This window comes from Pseudomonas sp. URIL14HWK12:I6 (assembly GCF_000514195.1).
Classification (GTDB): Bacteria; Pseudomonadota; Gammaproteobacteria; order Pseudomonadales; family Pseudomonadaceae; genus Aquipseudomonas; species Aquipseudomonas putida_A.
Window position 1 is genome coordinate 63,600 of record NZ_AZVL01000011.1, and the last position, 19,255, is coordinate 82,854.

Below are 19,255 nucleotides of genomic sequence, written 5' to 3' on the forward strand. Positions count from 1 at the left end.
GCTAAACGCTCTGACAGCGCCAGCATGAAAAGGTTATAGCGATTGGCCACTTGTTTTCATCATGCTGCGAGCGGCCACAAAAAAGCCCTGCACAAGGGCAGGGCTCGGCGCGTGTCGCAACAGATCAGTCCTGATCTTTGCCACGGCGTTTGGACGACGCAGGGGTGTCGGTGAATACCGACGCTACATCAGTCGCCAGTTGCTCGCTGTCGAAAGGACCGGCGATGTGTTCGCCATTGGTCGTGGTCAGGTTCCACTTGCCGTCTTTCTTGTCGATCACATACCCGTTGATGATTTTTACCGCGGCCATCTATCTGTCTCGTTCGCTGGTTCAAAGGCGCCATGATACCGACAAATCCTCACATTGGGGGATGATGAGCGTATGGTGATGCAGCGTATTTGCGTGTTTGAGCTACTCTGTTTTCGCGGGTCGAAGTCGCCAACGGAACTATCGGCGAGAATATTTCTCTATGTTGGCATCGGTTAGCCAGTGCGGGGCATTGTAAGGTGCACGCCGCCTGATTAGACTGCGCCGAAACTCGTACACACAGCCCTTTCAAGGACTTATATGATCAAGAAATGCTTGTTCCCAGCAGCCGGTTACGGTACTCGCTTCCTGCCAGCGACTAAAGCCATGCCCAAAGAAATGCTGCCGGTGGTAAACAAGCCACTGATCCAGTACGGCGTTGAAGAAGCTCTGGACGCTGGCCTGACTGAAATCTCGATCGTGACCGGTCGTGGCAAGCGCGCTCTGGAAGACCACTTCGACATCAGCTATGAGCTGGAAAACCAGATCAAAGGCACCGACAAGGAGAAATACCTGGTCGGCATCCGCAAGCTGCTGGACGAGTGCTCGTTCTCCTACACCCGTCAGACCGAAATGAAAGGTCTGGGTCACGCGATCCTCACCGGTCGCCCGCTGATCGGTGACGAACCGTTCGCCGTGGTGCTGGCGGACGACTTGTGCGTCAACCTCGAAGGCGACGGCGTACTGACCCAGATGGTCAAGCTGTACAAGCAATTCCGCTGCTCGATCATCGCCATTCAGGAAGTCGATCCGCAGGAAACCAGCAAGTACGGCGTGATCGCCGGCGAGATGATCCGCGACGACATCTACCGTGTACACAGCATGGTCGAGAAGCCAAAGCCGGAAGACGCGCCGTCGAATCTGGCGATCATCGGTCGTTACATCCTGACTCCGGACATCTTCGACCTGATCGAACAGACCGAGCCAGGCAAGGGTGGTGAAATCCAGATCACCGACGCCCTGATGAAGCAGGCCCAGAACGGCTGCGTCATGGCCTACAAGTTCAAGGGCAAGCGTTTTGACTGCGGTGGCGCCGAAGGCTACATCGAAGCGACCAACTTCTGCTTCGAGAACTTCTACAAGACCGGCAAGGCTTACTGATAGCGCCGGACCTGCATCGCGAAGGGTGTGAAAGCACCCAAGTGAACGCATCCACAAACGCCCCGACTTGTTCGGGGCGTTTGTTTTTGTGCTGGAACAATCCTTGATCCTGGTGGTGCAATTTACTGGCGCCCTCTGAGCGCGCTGGCTGCTCTTTCAGGGAGGAGGGGGCGTGCGAGCATGCTGGCTGCTCCGATTTCCCTCAGGCGGTACAGTAGAGCCCCATAAAGCGGGCTACCTGACCGCCCAAAACGAAAAAAGCTCCGTATCTTGCGATACGGAGCTTTTTCTTTATGCGTTACACCGGTTGCGATCTCTCGAAACCGATGCCTTCCGAGCGGTTACTGCTGCACGACATTCGCTGCGGCAGGGTCGACCTTTTTCGGCTTCATCAAGCTGAAGTCGATCAGGGCGCGCTGCTCGCGTTCGTACGGGTTGCCGATCATCAGCGGACGCGGTTTGAAGCTGTCGCTGACCAGACTCTTGCTGCGGTCCAGTTCATCGAAACTCAAACCGGCCATGTCCGCCCAGGTGTGGATCAGATGCGAGCTGCTGTACGGCCGGCCGAGGTCGGCGGCGAAGTTCCAGTCGTGGTTCTCGCGCCATTTCGGCGACGCCCAGGCCATGAACGGAATGGTGTACATCGGCGCGGTCGGTTTGTTCTCGTTACGGCCGAGGGTGTTGTGGCCGGCGGAGTCGAACACGTCTTCACCGTGGTCGGAGAGGTACAGCAGGAAGCCGTTCGGATCGGACTTGGCGTAGTCCTTGATCAGGCTCGACACCACGAAATCGTTGTACAGCACGGCGTTGTCGTAGCTGTTGTAGGTTGGCACCTGATCGTCACGCACACCGGCCGGCACGCCGGTACGGTCCTGGAACTTGTCGAAGGTCGGCGGATAGCGGTACTGGTAGCTCATGTGAGTACCGAGCAAGTGCACGACGATCAGCTTGCGTTGCGCCGGGTCGGTCAGCGCTTTGTTGAACGGCTCGATCACGTCACCGTCGTACTGCGCGGCGTTCTGGTTGCGGTTGTTGTTCAGGTACACCTGCTCGTCGGCCTGCTCGGAGAAGGTCGTGAGCATGGTGTTGCGCTTGGTCATAGTCTGTTGGTTGGTGATCCAGAAGGTCTTGTAACCGGCCTGTTTCATCATGCTGACCAGTGACGGCGTGGACAGGTACAGATCAGGGTTCTCTTCGTCGGCGAAGGTCAGGACCTGCTGCAGCGCTTCAATGGTGTAAGGGCGCGGGGTGATGACGTTGTCGAACACCGCGAGCTGATCCTTGAGCTTGTCCAGTTCCGGGGTGGTCTTGCGTCCATAGCCGTACAGGCTCATGCGCTGACGGTTGGTCGACTCGCCGATCACCAGCACCAGGGTCGACGGTTTATCGGCGTCGGCAACTTTCAGGTTATGCAGCGGCGGAACCTTGCTGGTGCTGTGCAGCATGTCCTGCATGCCGGCCAAGGTGTCGAGGTAGCGGTGGTAAGCCACCGCCATCTGCCAAGGCACGGCTGGCTCGATACGGTCTTCGAACTTCTCGAAACCGCCGGCGAAACTGCCGGTACGCTGGGTCTGTTTGATCAGCGGGTAGCCGACCACGGCGAAGACGATCGCGATCGCAGCCACGAACGCGCGGCCTCGGGGCATGTACACCGGGCGCAGGCGCGTCCACAGGAAATAGGCGAAAGCGGTATGGGCGAGGAACGCCGGGATCATCCACCAGGCGAAGTACTGGGTCATATATTCGCCGGCTTCAGAGATGTTCGACTCGAACATGATGAAGATGACGCTTTGCGAGAATTCCTGCTGATAGATGAAGAAATAACCCAGGCTGGCCATCGAGCAGGCCCACAGGACGATACCGATCAGCGCGGCCAGCAGTTTGGTGCGTTTGGGAAACGCCAGCATCGGGGCGAGCCACAGCGCGCTCATCACGAAGGCCTGACGGAAACCGCTGAAACCGGAGGTGCCGGTCAGCTGAATCAACAGTTGGGTGATGCCCGAGAAATACCAGAAGAAAGCGAACAGCCAGAGAACCCCGGCCCAGTCGAAACCTGTCGCAGTCGTTTTGCTGCGTTTGAACAATGCCATTCAGCACTCCAGCTCATCGTCACTAACCACCGTCGGACCGCTACATCAAACCGACGAACGGAGGCCGCGCGCAAACGCACGGCCAGAATGGGCCGGAGTATCACCAAGGCAGTGTGAAAACTTCGTTAGTTGCTGATCAGGGGCAGGGGAGCATCATGTCGGGAACGACAGGCGCCGTTCCCGAAGCTGGCGGGGCAGGTCAGGCGTGCGGATGGCGCTGGACCACCGGCAGAGGTTTGGGCTGAGCGCCCTGGGTCAGCGAGCGCAGCTGCGCCAGCTCCTGCTTCAACTGGTCGCGCTCGTCTTTCAACTGGCGCAATTCATCGCGACGGATCGTGACGTACAGGGTTTGTGGCGGCATTGCTGTGTGTACTGTGCCCATTGCTCACCTCGCAAATGGCGTGTCTCAACTGCAAATCGTCCCCGCATCGGGGCTACTGACTTGCTATCGGCGCCAATTTTGATTTCTTTTGCCCGTGAATGGAACTTTTTTATTTTTCATGGTCGGTGTGTCTTCGGCAGGATTCGGGGCGTTATCAGTCTGGATCGGGCACAATGCCCGGAAACTTCATCGCAACGCTCTGGACTAACCTCCATCAGTCGCGTTGGGCTATAACCAATGACACACATTTATTTGTAGTAAGGAGCATCAGCACATGCAACTCGGGATTATTGGACTGGGCCGCATGGGCGGCAATATTGCGCGACGTCTGATGCTCAACGGTCACACCACCGTTGTTTACGACCGCAATACCGCTTTCATCGATAACCTGGTCGCCGAGGGCTCCACCGGCGTTGCCGACCTGCCCGCTCTGGTGGCAGGCCTGGCCAAGCCACGTGCCGTATGGGTCATGTTGCCGGCCGGCGCGCCGACCGAAGACACCATCAACACTCTGAGCGACTTGCTGGAAGCCGGTGACACCATCATCGACGGCGGCAACACCAACTATAAGGATGACATTCGCCGGGCGAAAACCCTGGCCGAGAAGGGCCTGCACTACATCGACGTCGGTACCTCCGGCGGCGTCTGGGGCCTGGAGCGCGGCTACTGCATGATGATCGGCGGCGACGCCGAGACCGTGAACCGTCTGGACCCACTGTTCGCAGCGCTGGCGCCGGGCATGGGCAACATACCGCGCACCAAGGATCGCAAATCCGAGGATCACCGCGCCGAGCACGGATACATTCACGCCGGTCCTGCCGGTGCCGGGCACTTCGTGAAGATGATTCACAACGGCATCGAGTACGGCATGATGGCCGCCTTCGCAGAAGGCTTCGACATCCTCAAGACCAAGTCCAGCGAGCGTCTGCCGGAAGATCAGCGTTTCGACCTGAACGTGGCCGACATCGCCGAAGTCTGGCGCCGTGGCAGCGTGGTCTCGTCCTGGCTGCTCGACCTGACCGCCGACGCACTGGCCAGCGATCCGAAACTCGACGGCTTCTCCGGTTCGGTGGCTGACAGCGGCGAAGGTCAATGGACCATCGAAGCGGCCATGGAGCAGGCGGTGCCGGTTCCGGTGCTGTCCAACTCGCTGTTCTCGCGCTACCGCTCGCGCGGTCAGGGCACTTTTGGCGACAAGATTCTTTCGGCCCAGCGCTTCGGCTTCGGCGGCCACGTGGAGACACCGAAGAAATGACCCATACGATCCGCAGAAAATCCAAGGCAGAACCCGCACCACCGACCACGCTGTTTTTGTTCGGTGCCCACGGCGACCTGGTCAAGCGCTTGCTGATGCCGGCGCTGTACAACCTCAGTCGCGACGGCTTGCTGGACGAAAATCTGCGGATCGTCGGCGTTGATCACAACGCCATTACCGATGAAGCTTTCGCGCAAAAACTCGAAGACTTCATCCGTACCGAAGTGGCGGCGAAAGTCGGCAAGGGCGATCAGATGCTTGATCCGGCTTTGTGGGCCAAGCTCGCCAAAGGTATCAGCTACGTCCAGGGCGACTTCCTGGACGACAGCACTTATTCCGCGCTGGCGGCAAAAATTGCCGACAGCGGCACTGGCAATGCGGTGTTCTACCTGGCCACCGCGCCACGTTTTTTCAGTGAAGTGGTACGCCGACTCGGCTCGGCCAAACTGCTGGAGGAAACCCCGGAAGCGTTCAGAAGGGTGGTGATCGAAAAGCCGTTCGGCTCCGATCTGCAAACCGCCGAAGCGTTGAACGCCTGTCTGCTCAAGGTCATGTCGGAGAAACAGATCTATCGGATCGACCATTACCTGGGCAAGGAAACCGTGCAGAACATTCTGGTCAGCCGGTTCTCCAACAGCCTGTTCGAAGCATTCTGGAACAACCATTACATCGACCACGTGCAAATCACCGCGGCAGAAACCGTCGGCGTCGAAACCCGTGGCAGTTTTTACGAGCACACCGGTGCGCTGCGTGACATGGTGCCCAATCACCTGTTCCAGCTGCTGGCAATGGTCGCCATGGAACCGCCGGCCGCGTTCGGCGCTGACGCCGTGCGCGGCGAGAAGGCCAAAGTGGTCGGCGCGATCCGCCCGTGGAGTGTTGAAGAGGCGCGAGCCAACTCGGTACGCGGTCAATACCGCGCCGGTGAAGTCGATGGCAAAGCGTTGAATGGCTATCGGCAGGAAGCCAACGTGGCGCCTGACAGCAACACCGAAACCTACGTCGCGCTGAAAGTCATGATCGACAACTGGCGCTGGGTCGGCGTGCCGTTCTACCTGCGTACCGGCAAGCGCATGAGCGTGCGCGACACCGAGATCGTCATCTGCTTCAAACCGGCGCCGTACGCGCAGTTCCGGGATACCGAGGTCGACGAGTTGCAGCCGACCTATCTGCGTATTCAGATCCAGCCTAACGAAGGCATGTGGTTCGACCTGCTGGCCAAACGGCCGGGGCCGGCGTTGAACATGGCCAACATCGAGCTGGGTTTTGCCTACAAGGATTTCTTCGAGATGCAGCCGTCCACCGGCTACGAAACGCTGATCTACGACTGCCTGACCGGCGACCAGACGCTGTTCCAGCGCGCCGACAACATTGAGAACGGCTGGCGCGCGGTGCAGCCCTTCCTCGATGCCTGGCAACAGGATGCGAGTGTGCAGACTTACGCTGCCGGGGAAGACGGCCCGCAAGCCGCCAATGATCTGCTGACTCGCGACGGTCGCGTCTGGCATGGTCTGGGATGAGTGAGTCGATCCGCTTTTTACTGAGTGACATGGACGGCACGCTGTTGCTGCCCGATCACAGCCTGAGCCAGCGCACCATTGATGCCGTTCGTTCGCTGCGTGAGGCCGGCGTGTTGTTCAGCCTGGCCACCGGACGCCCGCCCAAGGCCATGTTGCAGCAGATCGAAGCCTTGGGTGTCGATCTGCCGACCGCCGCCTTCAATGGCGGCACCATCGTCAATCCGGATGGCAGTCTGTTGGTGGCGCATTACCTGCCGGTGCCGACCGCGCTGATTGCTCTGGCGTTGTTCGCTGACCAGCCGGATGTGGAGATCTGGGTGTTCAGCGGTGGCGACTGGTTGCTCAAGGATCCGCACGGGCCGATGGTGCCGCGCGAGCAGCACGGCCTCGGTTATCCGCCGGTGGTGGTCGAGAGTTTCGAGCCGTACTTGGAGCGCATCGACAAGATCGTCGCCACCAGTAACAACACCGATCTGCTGATCGAGCTTGAGGCGCGCCTGTTAGCCAAGGTCAGCGGCATGGCTCAGGTTTCGCGTTCGCAACCGGTGTACCTGGACGTGACGGCGCTGGAGGCCAACAAGGGCACCGCACTGGCAACCATTGCCGCGCACCTCGATATCCCGCTGGCGCAGACCGCCGCGATTGGCGATGGCGGCAACGACCCGGCGATGTTCCATTGCGCGGGATTGTCGATTGCCATGGGGCAGGCGGAAGAGGCGGTGAAGCGCCAGGCTGATGTCGTTACAGCCCCCAACACCGAAGACGGCGTGGCGCAGGCGATCGAGAAGTACATCCTCGGTCGCTGAACTCACCCCAAAAACAAATGTAGGAGTGAGCCTGTTCGCGATTGCAATGTATCAGTCACCATTTCTTGGGCTGACACACCGCTATCGCGAGCAGGCTCACTCCTACAGTTTATTCGGCGTAATTACAGCCAGTAGCTGACGGCATACCAGCCCAGCAACCCCATCACTACGGTGTACGGCAACGCCATCCACACCATCCGCCCGTACGACAGGCGCACCAGCGGTGCAATCGCCGAGGTCAGCAGGAACAGGAATGCCGCCTGACCGTTCGGCGTCGCCACGCTTGGCAGGTTGGTGCCAGTGTTGATCGCGATCGCCAGGGTCTCGAAATGCTCGCGGCTCATGTGCCCGGACAGGAAAGCCTGTTTCACTTCGGTGATGTAGATCGTGGCGACGAACACGTTATCGCTGATCGCCGAGAGCAGGCCGTTGGCGATGAACAGCATGCCCGGCTGTTGTTCCGCCGGCAGCGCCAGCACCCACTGGATCAACGGGGCGAACAGCTGCTGATCGTGAATCACCGCGACCACGGCAAAGAACACCACCAGCAATGCGGTGAACGGCATGGCGTCCTTGAACGCGCTGCCCAGACGATGCTCGTCGGTGATGCCGGTGAACGCGGTGATCAGCACGATCACCATCAGGCCGATCAGCCCGACCTCCGCGACGTGAAACGCCAGACAACCAATCAGGATCAACGCAGCAGTGCCTTGCACCAGCAGGGCGGCACGCTGACGCGGGGTGCGTTCGGCGTTGTCTTCGGCGGCGTAATTGGCCAGCACGGCGCGGACGTTGTCCGGCAGCAGGGTGCCGTAGCCAAACCAGCGCAGTTTTTCCAGCAGCACGCAGGTCACCAGACCCGCCGCCAGCACCGGCAACGAAACCGGCGCGACTTTCTGGAAGAACTCTGCGAAGTGCCAGCCCATTTCATGACCGATCAGCAGATTCTGCGGCTCACCCACCAGGGTGCAGACCCCGCCGAGTGCGGTGCCGACCGCGCCGTGCATCAGCAGGCTGCGCAGGAATGCGCGGAATTGCTCCAGGTCTTCATGGTGCAGGGCCGGCAGATGGCGGTCGTCGCTGAATTCGCTGTCCTGACGCGGATCATTGCCCGAGGCCACGCGGTGGTAGACCGAATAGAAGCCGACCGCCGCGCTGATGATCACCGCGGTTACGGTCAAGGCATCGAGAAACGCCGACAAAAAAGCTGAGAGAAAGCAGAACATCAGCGCCAGCAGCGCCTTGGAGCGCACGCCCAGCAGCAACCGCGAGAACAGAAACAGCAGCAGATCCTTCATGAAGTAGATGCCCGCGACCATGAACATCAGCAGCAGGATCACCGGGAAGTTGTGCACCAGTTCATCGTACAGGGCCTGTGGTGAGGTCATCTTCAGCAGCAGGGCTTCGATCAGCAACAAGCCACCGGGCATCAATGGATAGCACTTGAGCGCCATGGCCAGGGTGAAAATGAATTCGATCACCAGCAGCCAGCCGGCGGCGACCGGGCCGACAGTGAACAGCACCACGGCGTTGAGGATCAGGAACCCTACGATGCACGCCTTGTACCAGCGGGGCGAGTGCCCGAGAAAATTATGCGCGAACGCCTGGGCCAGTGAACCGGACATCGGTTGCTCCTTGTATTAAGAAGCGCGCAAGTTGCCGCATGTGTCTGGCAAGTTCAAGTCCGGGAAGTTATTGATTCAGATAGCGCGCGACCATGGCGCGGTAGTTGCCGTCGAGCGAGTAGCCGCCGACAAGAATTTTCCGGTCTGGCTGGATCGCGAGAGAATTGGCGGTATCCAGGCTGCGGCCCAGGCGCGTGCGCAACCAGCCGTGGCCGTTGCCGAAGCTCCGGTCGAGATGGCCATCAGCTTTATAGCGAGCAACGATGAAGTCGGCCTCGACGCCGCCGATCGTTGCACCCACCGCCATGATCCGACCATCCGCCATGCGTTGCGCGGCGCTCCACTGGCAACCACTGGGGCCGATTTCCAGCAGATGCGGGTGACCAGTGTCGTTGCGCCAGTCCGGGCGGCCGTTAGGGTGCAGGCTCAGCGCCAGGCAGCGGATCGGATCGCGACTGCTGCCAAAACAGTGCAGATGTTCCTTTGACTCGATGACCTGACAGACCATCGCACTTTTGCCGTTGGCTTTGAAAGCCAGGAAGCCATCCACCGCGAAGCGCTCATCAAGACGCCCGTCAGGCAGGTAGCGCGCCACCAGGCCCTCCTGGGGGAAATCAATTGAGCCGGCGACAAGGATCCGCCCGTCCTCCTGCAATACGAGGCTGCTGAGCCACGTGTTGAGCAGCAAATGTCGAATCATCACGAAACCGCGCCCATTGAAGCTTGCATCGAGCGTCCCGTCTGGCGTCAGGCGGATCAGCATTCCGGCATGGTCGGCGAGTTCGAAGTGGTGATTGGCGATCAGCAGAATATGCCCGTCATCCTGCACGGCGATGTCACAGGCTTCAGCCCCCGGTACGCCGGGTGGCAGCCAGCAATCGCGGGAGCCGACGGACAGGTCGCCGGGCAGGCGCACCACTTTGCAGCCATTTTTACCAAAGTCCGGGTCGGGGGTTCCGTCAGCGCTGAACAGGGCCAGCGCAGGCAGGGTGCGATGGGTGTTTTGATAATGCAGCCCGGCCAGCAGGATTCGTCCGTCGGGCAACACCTGAACCTTGCCACCGGTGGCCTCAAAACCGCATTCGAACTCGCCAATCACGCTGCCTTGCTGGCCGAAAGCGAGGTCGGCCGAACCGTCTGCGAAGAGGCGTGCCAGACCAAACCGACTGCCTTGCGCAGTGCCGACTTTGGCGGCGACCAGCACGCGCCCCTGTCGATCCAGCGCAATACCCTGGGTCATGCTGGAAACACTGCCGGCGAAATACACCTGGGCAACGCCAGTGCTGGCAAATTGTTTGTCGAGTTGCCCGGAACTGTTGAGTAGTGCCGGGCGCGCAAAGGCGTTCTCGGGTGACATGCATGCCTCTCCTTGCAAGTTGACCAGGCCCGAATGGGCGGTAACTGCATGAGCGGAACATTCAATCCCTGAATACACGCAAGTTCAACTGACAGAACTAACAGGTGGAGGGTCGCACTGTGCCATAACAGTGTCTTTTTGAACCAAACGAAAGCCTGCCAAGCAGTGGCGCCTGGCAGCTTGAAGAAAGTTGTACAGAAGCATTGAAGATAAACAGCAGCGGATAACTAACAAAGAACAGAGCGGATGACGTGAAAGTCATCCGCATTAGCCTCTGATCAATGTGGCATCGACCACGATTGCAGCAGGTAACCTTCTTTGCTCAATTCGGCGCGGGCCTGTTGCAACAGCAGTTCCAGTTGCGCCGGATCGGAGTAGGCGCTGCTTGGAATCTGCTGGCGACCGATGTGCGAGTTGGTACGGTCGATGACGGTCAGGTTCAGTTCGCCATTGCCGTCTTGTGGGGCCCAGGCCACGCACTGAAAGGGTTTGAACGCGTGGTTGGCAATCAAAAGAGCTTCGTTGATACGGAGCGGGGCGGTCATTGGGGTCTTCTCTCTGTCGTGCCCAATCAAGTGATGTGCCGTCGGTTGGGCTTACCGTTCGGCTGGTTACTTGTACTGATGCACGCAACCCCGTGGCAGGTCACACACGAAACAAAGAAATTTCAACTTAATTGCTCAGGCTCAACATTCCGAACGTTTTTGAAAGCCTGGTGAAAGATAGCAACTCGATAGCTGACTAATAAACTTGCTTCTTATAACTCGTTAGCTTGTACACCTATAAGCAATCGATACAAGGCCCTGTCAATTTCTTGCTAATGTTACAGTCGGGTCTGCCAAATGACTGTTTTTACAATAATTTCCTTAAATTTGGCGCCAAGGAACAGTCATGATCGAAGCGCCTGCGTTACGACGTTTATTGGTGGTCGACCCGTGCGACGACTGTCACCGGTTATTACCTGGTTTGCGCTCGGTGGGATGGGATGTCGACAGTTGTAGCCTGGAAAATGCCGCCGATCGGACATGCGATGTCGGGCTGCTGCGACTGCAACCTTTTCACCTTGAACGTCCCGAAGCGGTCAAGGAACTGATCAGCCGTAGCGGCACCGAGTGGATCGCGGTGTTGAACCAGGAAGTCCTGCGGTTGCAGAACGTGGGTGACTTCGTTTGCGAATGGTTTTTCGATTTCCACACCTTGCCGTTCGATGTCTCACGGGTTCAGGTGACCCTGGGCCGCGCATTCGGCATGGCGCGTTTGCGCGGGCAAGGCACGATTCACGTCGACCAGCCTGAACACGAGTTACTCGGCGACAGCAAGCCGATCCGCGAACTGCGCAAATTATTGAGCAAACTGGCACCGACCGAATCCCCGGTACTGATCCGCGGTGAAAGCGGCACCGGTAAAGAACTGGTGGCGCGCACGCTGCACCGCCAGTCCCAGCGCCACAGCAAGCCGTTTGTGGCGATCAATTGCGGGGCGATTCCCGAACATTTGATTCAGTCCGAACTGTTCGGTCACGAAAAAGGCGCTTTCACCGGTGCGCATCAGCGCAAGGTCGGGCGCATTGAGGCCGCGAATGGCGGCACGCTGTTTCTCGATGAAATCGGCGATCTGCCGCTGGAATTGCAGGCCAATCTGCTGCGTTTTCTGCAGGAGAAACACATCGAGCGCGTGGGTGGCAGTCAGCCGATCCCGGTGGATGTTCGCGTGCTGGCGGCCACCCACGTCGACCTCGAAGCGGCGATCGAGAAAAAGCGTTTTCGCGAAGACCTGTATTACCGCCTCAATGTGCTGCAAGTGGTGACCGCGCCACTACGCGAGCGCCACGGTGATCTGTCGATGCTGGCCAACCATTTCTCGCATTTTTACAGCCACGAAACCGGCCGCCGCCCGCGCAGCTTCAGTGAGGATGCGTTGATCGCCATGGGCAAGCATGACTGGCCGGGCAATGTGCGGGAACTGGCCAACCGCGTGCGACGGGGTCTGGTGTTGGCAGAAGGCCGACAGATCGAAGCCCGGGATCTGGGATTGCTCAGCCAGCACACGATTTCGACGCCGATGGGTACGCTGGAAGACTACAAGACGCGCGCTGAACGCCAGGCGCTGTGCGATGTATTGAACCGTCACAGCGACAACCTGAGTGTGGCGGCGAAAGTGCTGGGCGTGTCGCGGCCGACGTTTTATCGCCTGCTGCACAAGCATCAGATTCGCTAGAGAACAAAGCTCAAAAGATCGCAGCCTGCGGCAGCTTCTACAGGGATTACCTCTGTAGGAGCTGCCGCAGGCTGCGATCTTGTGCTTTAGAAGTAGTACGGGAATTTCAGGCTGAAGGAGAAGTCCGGGGCATCGTCGGTCATGCCGATCGACAGGTTGGGCACGATGGTCAGGTTATCCGTGGCGGCAATGGTCATGCCGACGTTGAAATAACCGGCGTTGGCGTCACTGGACACCACCGATTGCCAATCACCGCCATCCTGTTTCAGCTTGCTCTTGCGTTGTACCAGGTCAGACACCGAGAACGACATACTCATCTTTTCGTTCAGAGCGAACGCAATACCGGCGCCGATCTGGAAGCTGTCGCCAATCTTTACCTTGCCCGGGTTTTTCTGGTTGACGGTCGAACTGATGTCGTCGAACGACTCCTCCAGGTTGTGGGTGTAGGACAAGCTGCCGAACAGCACTGCCGGGTCGAACGTCTTGACCAGCGAAACCCCGGGTGTGATCGACCAGACACCGTTACCGGTTGGCAGCGTGTCAGGCACGAACAGGTTGGAGTTGGCGTCGGTCTGGCGCAGTTTGATGCCGAACGGATCCTTGCCGGTTGGCGCCTTGACCCGCAGGGTGACCACGGCGTCCGGCGTGTTGACCGACTCGTCGAGGAACTTGTACGCGATGCCGAAGTTGACGTCGCCGAGGGTTGGATCACGCGAAACATCCTGTTCCGTCGTGACGTTTGATGCACCACCGTTGCCGCCGCCGGACTGGTAGGTCGATTCGCGGTAAACCACCGGCACGTTCACGTCGAACTGCCAACGGTTGTCGAAGTTGTAGCGCCCGGTCAGGTCCAGCGTCCAGGTGTCGGCCTTGATCCGGTCGAGGTTGATGTTGCCGAGAAAGATCGAGTCCAGCGCGAGGAAACCGTTGAGGATCAGTTGCCGGGTGTCGTAACGCGAGTAGGTCACACCGGTTTCAAAGCTGAATTTGCCGCCGCCGAAGAAGCCGCTGGCCTCGTCGTAGAGGTTGGACACACTCTGGGCCGGTTGCGAGTCGTCGGCCAGCGATTGGCCGTAAGAAGCGCCACTACTCCCGGCCGCGCCCCCCGACGCTGCTGCGGCACCGGTACCCGGCGCTCCGGTACTGGTAGCGACTTTTGGATTGCCTTTCATGTCAGACGGCGACTTGGCCAGGCGTTTGGGTTGCGGGGCCGCCGGTTGATCCTCAACCTGACGGACCCGTTGTTCGAGCACCGCCAGGGCCTTTTGTTGCACTTCGTATCGTTGCTTCAGCTCCAGAAGTTCCTGTTTCAGGGTCTCCACATCTGCGTCGGGTGCTGCTTGCAGCATCGCCGCGGGTAGAAGAGTACTCAGACATACAGCGGCACGCAGTGATACTGATCGATACATGAATAAGCCGTCCCTTTAAGCCCAATGATCGAGACTCAGCGTAGTTCAATATCCGATATTGCGTAGTGCCCTGAGTTGAGTCAGGTTGCAGTCCAGTGCGCCGGGGCTGATGCCGTTATTGTTAAGCACAACATTGAGTTGGGTCATGTTGTTGACCACGTTGGCGCTGCCCAGCAGGCGGGTGTTCTGCAGCAGGCCACCCTGGGCCACTTGTTGCAGGGCGGTGCCTTGATTGCCCGAGGCCTGAATGGCCATTTGCACGCCACTGTTGGTGGCCGAAACGGCGACACTGCCAGCGGCATTGCTGGCCCCGATAGTCTGCCCGGCCATCAGCGCCTGGCCTTGTGCGGGCGCCAGCGGAGGAGGGGTGTTGGCTTCTTTTACATTGATGGCCACATTGTTGCTGGCGGTGTTGCCGTCGCCGGCGGCGCGTACGCTTTGAGTCACGCCCTGGCTGCTGTTGAGTGCCGCGCCACCAATGACATTGCCAGTGCCCGGCGTCGGGGTGCTGCCGTTGCCCTGTTCCTTGATGGTCGAGACATAGAATTCCGGTTTGATCGTGGCGGCCTGGATTTGCATCGACGTCGCAGCGCCGATCAGATCACCGCTGGCGTTGCGCCAGGTACTGCTCATGACAATGCCGAAGCTGATGATCCGCCCCGGCATGACATAACGACCGCGAAGCTGGGACAGCTCCTGATCCTGAACTTCGATGGGTTTGAATCCTGCATTGGCATAGCCTGACGCGCTCGCTGCCAGGCAGGCGGCGGCCAGCCAGTATGAGGTTTTCATCTGCTGCTCCCGGGACATCCAGCCCCATTCTTTATAATCGGCGATTAAAAGAAGTCGCTCTGTATGAACCCGAAGTCCATCAATTCGGCATCTCTGACAGGGTTGAAGTTATCCAGCTTGTTCTTCGCGGTCAGCGGGGTCGGCGGCATGCGCAATGCATTGGTTTTGTCATAACCGGGGCCGACGATGGCGAAGACGATGCCGTTCCAACCTTTGACAAAGTCATCATGGGCGTAGCGTTTATGGCCTAAGACGGGATCTCCGATATAAACCCAATCCTTGTCCGAACGCTGCAGCACCACGAAATGCTTGTAGCCGCGAATTTCCATCAGTACCACCACCGGGATTGTTACGTCGTCGAGTTTATCCGGTGGAATCTTGTAGCCCCTGGCGCGCATGCCGATGCTTTCTATGTAGCGTTTCATGTCCAGCATGGAGAAACCTTGAGTACGCACAAGGTCCTGGTCAGCGTTGACCAGCATGCCTTTGATGATGTGCTCTTCATCGACGTCGAGCCAATAAGCCTGGCGCAGTACCGTGGCCAGCGCGGCGGCGCCGCAGCTGAAATCGGTTTTTTGTTCGACGATGTCGGCAAACTTGCGTTCACGAATGCTTTGCACGTTCTTGTAGACGAGTACGCCGCCGGGCAGGGCAGCGACGGGCATCTGGGCAGCCTGGGTCAGGCCGGACAGGCAAAGCAGGGCGATAAAGGCAGTCTTACGCATGATCGATACGCCTTTGCGGACTGAGGAAAAGCCCCGTTTCCGGGGCTTTCGTTTCGATCGCGATTACATGCAGGCTTTGCAACCTGCAGCGATGGACAGCGAGTTGCTTTGTTGGTTGCCAACACCGGCGGCGTTGTTGTAACCAGCGTTACCGGAGAAGTTGTTACCAACGTTCGAGATGTTCGCGTTGTTGGTCACAGGGTTTTTCCAGCCATCAGGGGTCAGCACTTGTTGAGTGGTGACGCCAGCCAGGCCGAAGACACCGACAGCTTCGAAGGTGGCTTTCTGATCTTTGCTGCCGCCGTTACCGCCATGGCCGCGATCGTTGTCGCCATAGCCGCCACCGCCGTGGCCTTTATCACCTTCGATGGTAGCCTTGCCAACGGCAGCGAACGCGCCGACGGCCGCCACGGTGCCGGTGAGGGTATCTTTTTTGTAGGTTTGAGTGCCGTTATTGGACACAGTCAGGCCAGTGGAGCTTTGGTTCGCAGCAGCAGCAGCGTTAGCTACACGACCACCCGATACAGCAATAGCCAGGTTGTTTTTCTGTTGGTTGAAGTTGCCGGCACTGTTGTTCACGCCAATGTTGCCGGAACCGCCGTTACCCACGTTGTTGAGGTTGGCGTTGTTGGTTGTCGAGTAGTTGGCAACCGCGTTGTTGTTGTTGACCTGAGTGGCGCTGGAGACAGATACCGCGCTGCCGAAGATAAAGCTTTCGTCGGCAGTCGCCAGTGCAGCAGCATTGTCTTGCTGGTTGCCATCGCCGGCGGTGTTGTTCATGCCGACGTTGCCGTTGGTGCCATTGGCCGAGTTATTGACGTTGGCATCGTTTTTGGTGCCTTGGTTGCCTACCAGGTTGCCATCGCTGTTCTGCGTGTCGAGTACGGCAGCCCCGGCGCCGGCTCCGATTTGCAGAAGTTGTTCCAGGGTAGGGCCTTTGGGTTCATGGTTGCCATGGCCATTGCCGTGCCCGTTACCATGATCATTGCCGCCTGCCTGAGCCGCCATTGCCATTACTGCTGCAAGTGCGAAAACCAGTGGTTTGAGAGCCATTGTAGGTTTCATGGTGTTTCTCCATCGTGCTTATTAGTTGGTTAAGTGTTGGTACTTTCTAATTGCACTGCTTTTGTTGTTTGGGTCAGTCAGCGACCCGGATGCTCAGGGTGTTAGCCATACGGTTCCCCACCCCGGCACTCTGGTTCACCTGAATCACCCCTCGGCTGCCGGTGAAGGCCTGATCACTTGTCGTGACCTGGCGACTGCCGGGTGAGGTGCCAGTTGCTCCTGAGCTCGGTAAAAGCGCCACGTTCTGTTGCGACAGGGCGCTGTCGTCAACGCTTTGCGGGGCAGCACTGATGCTGACGCGCGTCACGTTGGCCATCTGGTTGTTGGCCCCGGCGCCCTGGTTCACGCCCAGGATTCCGTTGCCATTACTGAAAGAGTTGCCGCCAATGGTGGCGCTGGCGTTCGTTGAAGGGTTGGCCGGTGTATCGATGTGCTGCCGGACGTTGGTGGTAGCACTGGCCGAGGTACCAATGGCGATGGCTTTGGTATTGGTTTGTTGCATCTGGTCGCCAGCAGCCTGGTTGACGTTGTAGTTGCCGCGGTACTGGACGCCGGTGTCCTGAATGTTCGCGTTATTGACCGAGTCGGGGGCGGCCAGCGCCTGGACGCAGCCGAAAAGGGCAAGTAAAAGAAGAGAACGATTCATCTCATTGCCCTCCGGCCATGCGGGTCAGCGGAGCAAGACCTGAACTCATCGCACGGTTGACGGTGTTGGAAATCGAGCCGCCCGCGCCACCGCCGTGACCGCCGCCCATGCCGGGCAGGCCGTTGGGATTGGTCAGGGTGTTCATGCCAGGCATGTTGGCGGTGGGCGTGGTGATATTGCCGCGAATCGAAGCGCCACTGGCTACACTGGCAAATTCACCGTCATTGAGCTCGGTGCTGGTCATCGCCTGATTGATGCGAGCCGAAGGGTTGGCATTGACCGTGGTTGGGTAGGGGTCTTTGCCACCGCTGCGCCCGATAGGAATGGGCTGAACGTCGCGGTTGAGAACGATCACGCCATTGCCTTCGGCCTGAACGTTGAAACTGATGAATGTGCTGGCGGCTGATCCAATCAGCAGAAGGCAGGTCAGGCCTTTATTGATATTCCCCACGGCGGCAATTCCTTCTTCAGTGGGCTGGCTCTTGTCAGCGTTGGGAAGGAGAGAGCGAAAGCTGTGCCGCTTTTGAGTTGTCTATTGTTTTCAACGGGTTGGCGCTGCGGCACGCAACGTTGATACATAACCTGTTTCAGCGCTGAAACAGCCATGTCGACAGCGGCGGGGGCAGGGGCGGTGCAAAGCTCTGGAACAAGGGTTTGCCGGGGACTGTTTCACCCGCGTAACAGATACCCTGACAGAATGATGAAGGCCATTTAAACGGCTGCTTTGCGCGGGGGTGGGTGTTTCAAGAATGGACACTTGGGCTCCGAAAGGAGCTGTTTGCCAGGTCAATCAGCCATTAAACGCGCCACGGCTTCGAAAGCCTGAGACCGCCGCTCATCCCAATCGCCCTGAATGATCTGCAGCGGTTGCCGTTGTTGTTCCAGCCAGTCGCGGGTGGCCTGAAAGAACGCCATGCGTTCACTGAGCTGCGGCTGGCAGCGTTGGCCGTCGTCGGTCCAGTCGATCTGCTCCGGCGACAACAGCAGATGCAGGTCGTAATGCCGGGCCAGCAGCTCGGGTTCCAGCCACGCCGGGCAGTCGCCAAACAGGGTCTGGCTCCAGAGGATGTTGCTCAGCAAATGGGTATCGAGAATCAGCAATTGCGGTTGCTGCGCCCGTGCCTGATCCTCCCATTGCAACTGCCCACGGGCAATAGCGGGGATGTCGTTGAGGCAGGTATCGCGTGGATTCTGCTCGATGAACCAGCGCACGTATTCGTCCACCCGCAGGCCGCCGAAGCGCGCCTGAAGGCCAGCGGCCAGCCAGCTCTTGCCGGTGGATTCCGGGCCGGTGAGGACAACTACCTTCATCGCTGCAACGCCGGATCGGCGCGCCATTCGCGCCAGCCTTGCACAGCAATCAGGGTGAACAGGGCATACAGCGCGGCGGTGAGGTACAGACCCTTGTACAGGAACAGGCCGACGAAAATCACATCCAGCACGAACCACAGCGCCCAGCATTGCAGACGTTTCTGCGCCATCCACAATTGCGCAACCAGGCTGAACGCCGTCAGCGCGGCATCGAGCCACGGCTGCGCCGCGTCGGTCCAGTGCGCCATGGCCGCGCCGAGTAGCAGGCTGCCCAGTGCCCCGATACTCAGACCGAGCAGGATCGAGCGCCGATCCAGACGCGTGACTTCACGGCCGTCTTGCATCGTCCCGGCGCGGGTCCATTGCCACCAGCCGTAGACTTGCAGCGCGGCGTAAATCACTTGCAGCAACATGTCCGAGTACAGCTTCACGTCATAGAAAATCCAGCTGTACAGCAACACCATGACCAGGCCGATCGGCCAGCACCACGGATTCTGTTTGACCGTCAGCCAGACGGCGATCACACCGAGGGCGGCGGCAAACAGTTCAAGCCCGGACATGGGGGTTCCTTGGGGGAGTGCAAGAAGGGGCGCAATTGTACCCAAAAACCTTGAATGACGAATAACCCTGTGGGAGCGAGCCTGCTC

At 59.0% G+C, this 19,255-nt stretch carries 19 protein-coding genes; 5 read left to right on the plus strand and 14 right to left on the minus strand.

Annotated features, from left to right (window positions below; genetic code table 11):
* Positions 1–124: 124 nt before the first annotated feature.
* A complete protein-coding gene (locus H043_RS0116010; protein WP_007964653.1) occupies positions 125–310 on the minus strand; it encodes a hypothetical protein in 186 nt (61 codons plus the stop codon).
* Positions 311–568: 258 nt separating this feature from the next.
* Here H043_RS0116010 and galU point away from each other — a divergent pair, with 258 nt between their 5' ends.
* Positions 569–1,408: a UTP--glucose-1-phosphate uridylyltransferase GalU gene (gene galU / locus H043_RS0116015; protein WP_007912230.1), complete on the plus strand. Its 840-nt coding sequence runs from the start codon at positions 569–571 to the stop codon at positions 1,406–1,408.
* 341 nt (positions 1,409–1,749) lie between these two features.
* Here the strand turns inward: galU and H043_RS0116020 are convergent, their stop codons facing one another.
* Together H043_RS0116020 and H043_RS0116025 are read right to left on the minus strand one after the other, a co-directional pair.
* Positions 1,750–3,498, minus strand: coding sequence for a phosphoethanolamine transferase CptA (locus H043_RS0116020; protein WP_027612693.1), 1,749 nt, complete (start codon positions 3,496–3,498; stop codon positions 1,750–1,752).
* 199 nt (positions 3,499–3,697) lie between these two features.
* Positions 3,698–3,880, minus strand: coding sequence for a DUF6026 family protein (locus H043_RS0116025; protein ID WP_007964649.1), 183 nt, complete (start codon positions 3,878–3,880; stop codon positions 3,698–3,700).
* Positions 3,881–4,154: 274 nt separating this feature from the next.
* On the opposite strand from H043_RS0116025, the gene gnd reads away from it, so the two are divergent.
* From gnd to H043_RS0116040, 3 genes are read left to right on the plus strand one after another with little or no spacing between them, the layout of a single operon-like run.
* Positions 4,155–5,135 carry a phosphogluconate dehydrogenase (NAD(+)-dependent, decarboxylating) gene (gene gnd / locus H043_RS0116030; RefSeq protein WP_007964647.1) on the plus strand — a complete coding sequence of 327 codons (981 nt, stop codon included), beginning with the start codon at positions 4,155–4,157 and terminating at the stop codon, positions 5,133–5,135.
* Positions 5,132–6,655, plus strand: coding sequence for a glucose-6-phosphate dehydrogenase (gene zwf, locus H043_RS0116035; RefSeq protein WP_027612694.1), 1,524 nt, complete (start codon positions 5,132–5,134; stop codon positions 6,653–6,655). Before gnd ends, zwf begins: the two co-directional genes overlap by 4 nt.
* Positions 6,652–7,461, plus strand: a complete 810-nt coding sequence (locus H043_RS0116040) for a Cof-type HAD-IIB family hydrolase (RefSeq protein WP_027612695.1) — start codon at positions 6,652–6,654, stop codon at positions 7,459–7,461. The genes zwf and H043_RS0116040 overlap by 4 nt, the downstream gene beginning before the upstream one ends.
* Before the next feature lie 122 nt (positions 7,462–7,583).
* On the opposite strand, the gene nhaB is transcribed toward H043_RS0116040, so the two are convergent.
* The 3 genes from nhaB to H043_RS0116055 all read right to left on the minus strand — a co-directional run bounded on the left by nhaB (position 7,584) and on the right by H043_RS0116055 (position 10,988).
* On the minus strand, positions 7,584–9,086 hold the full coding sequence (gene nhaB / locus H043_RS0116045) for a sodium/proton antiporter NhaB (RefSeq protein WP_027612696.1): 1,503 nt from the start codon (positions 9,084–9,086) through the stop codon (positions 7,584–7,586).
* A 67-nt stretch (positions 9,087–9,153) separates the two neighbouring features.
* Positions 9,154–10,443 (minus strand): hypothetical protein, encoded by a 1,290-nt coding sequence (locus tag H043_RS0116050; RefSeq protein ID WP_027612697.1) that lies wholly within the window; start codon positions 10,441–10,443, stop codon positions 9,154–9,156.
* Positions 10,444–10,721: 278 nt separating this feature from the next.
* A complete protein-coding gene (locus H043_RS0116055) occupies positions 10,722–10,988 on the minus strand; it encodes a hypothetical protein (protein ID WP_003225374.1) in 267 nt (88 codons plus the stop codon).
* A 346-nt stretch (positions 10,989–11,334) separates the two neighbouring features.
* Between H043_RS0116055 and H043_RS0116060 the strand changes: the two genes are divergently transcribed.
* Complete coding sequence (locus H043_RS0116060; RefSeq protein ID WP_027612698.1) at positions 11,335–12,660, plus strand: sigma-54 dependent transcriptional regulator; 1,326 nt, start codon at positions 11,335–11,337, stop codon at positions 12,658–12,660.
* Between the two features lie 86 nt (positions 12,661–12,746).
* On the opposite strand, the gene H043_RS0116065 is transcribed toward H043_RS0116060, so the two are convergent.
* The 8 genes from H043_RS0116065 to pnuC form a co-directional block, all read right to left on the minus strand.
* On the minus strand, positions 12,747–14,069 hold the full coding sequence (locus H043_RS0116065) for a transporter (protein ID WP_027612699.1): 1,323 nt from the start codon (positions 14,067–14,069) through the stop codon (positions 12,747–12,749).
* A 45-nt stretch (positions 14,070–14,114) separates the two neighbouring features.
* Positions 14,115–14,861, minus strand: a complete 747-nt coding sequence (locus H043_RS0116070; RefSeq protein ID WP_027612700.1) for a hypothetical protein — start codon at positions 14,859–14,861, stop codon at positions 14,115–14,117.
* Positions 14,862–14,905: 44 nt separating this feature from the next.
* Positions 14,906–15,586 carry a C39 family peptidase gene (locus H043_RS0116075; protein ID WP_027612701.1) on the minus strand — a complete coding sequence of 227 codons (681 nt, stop codon included), beginning with the start codon at positions 15,584–15,586 and terminating at the stop codon, positions 14,906–14,908.
* Between the two features lie 63 nt (positions 15,587–15,649).
* Positions 15,650–16,651: a hypothetical protein gene (locus H043_RS0116080; protein WP_007964628.1), complete on the minus strand. Its 1,002-nt coding sequence runs from the start codon at positions 16,649–16,651 to the stop codon at positions 15,650–15,652.
* Between the two features lie 73 nt (positions 16,652–16,724).
* Positions 16,725–17,297: a hypothetical protein gene (locus H043_RS0116085; protein ID WP_027612702.1), complete on the minus strand. Its 573-nt coding sequence runs from the start codon at positions 17,295–17,297 to the stop codon at positions 16,725–16,727.
* 1 nt (position 17,298) lies between these two features.
* A complete protein-coding gene (locus H043_RS0116090) occupies positions 17,299–17,748 on the minus strand; it encodes a hypothetical protein (RefSeq protein ID WP_027612703.1) in 450 nt (149 codons plus the stop codon).
* A 335-nt stretch (positions 17,749–18,083) separates the two neighbouring features.
* Complete coding sequence (locus tag H043_RS0116095) at positions 18,084–18,608, minus strand: AAA family ATPase (protein WP_027612704.1); 525 nt, start codon at positions 18,606–18,608, stop codon at positions 18,084–18,086.
* The gene (gene pnuC, locus H043_RS0116100; RefSeq protein ID WP_027612705.1) at positions 18,605–19,168 is read right to left on the minus strand and encodes a nicotinamide riboside transporter PnuC; all 564 of its coding nucleotides are present in this window, start codon (positions 19,166–19,168) and stop codon (positions 18,605–18,607) included. Before pnuC ends, H043_RS0116095 begins: the two co-directional genes overlap by 4 nt.
* Positions 19,169–19,255: the final 87 nt, after the last annotated feature.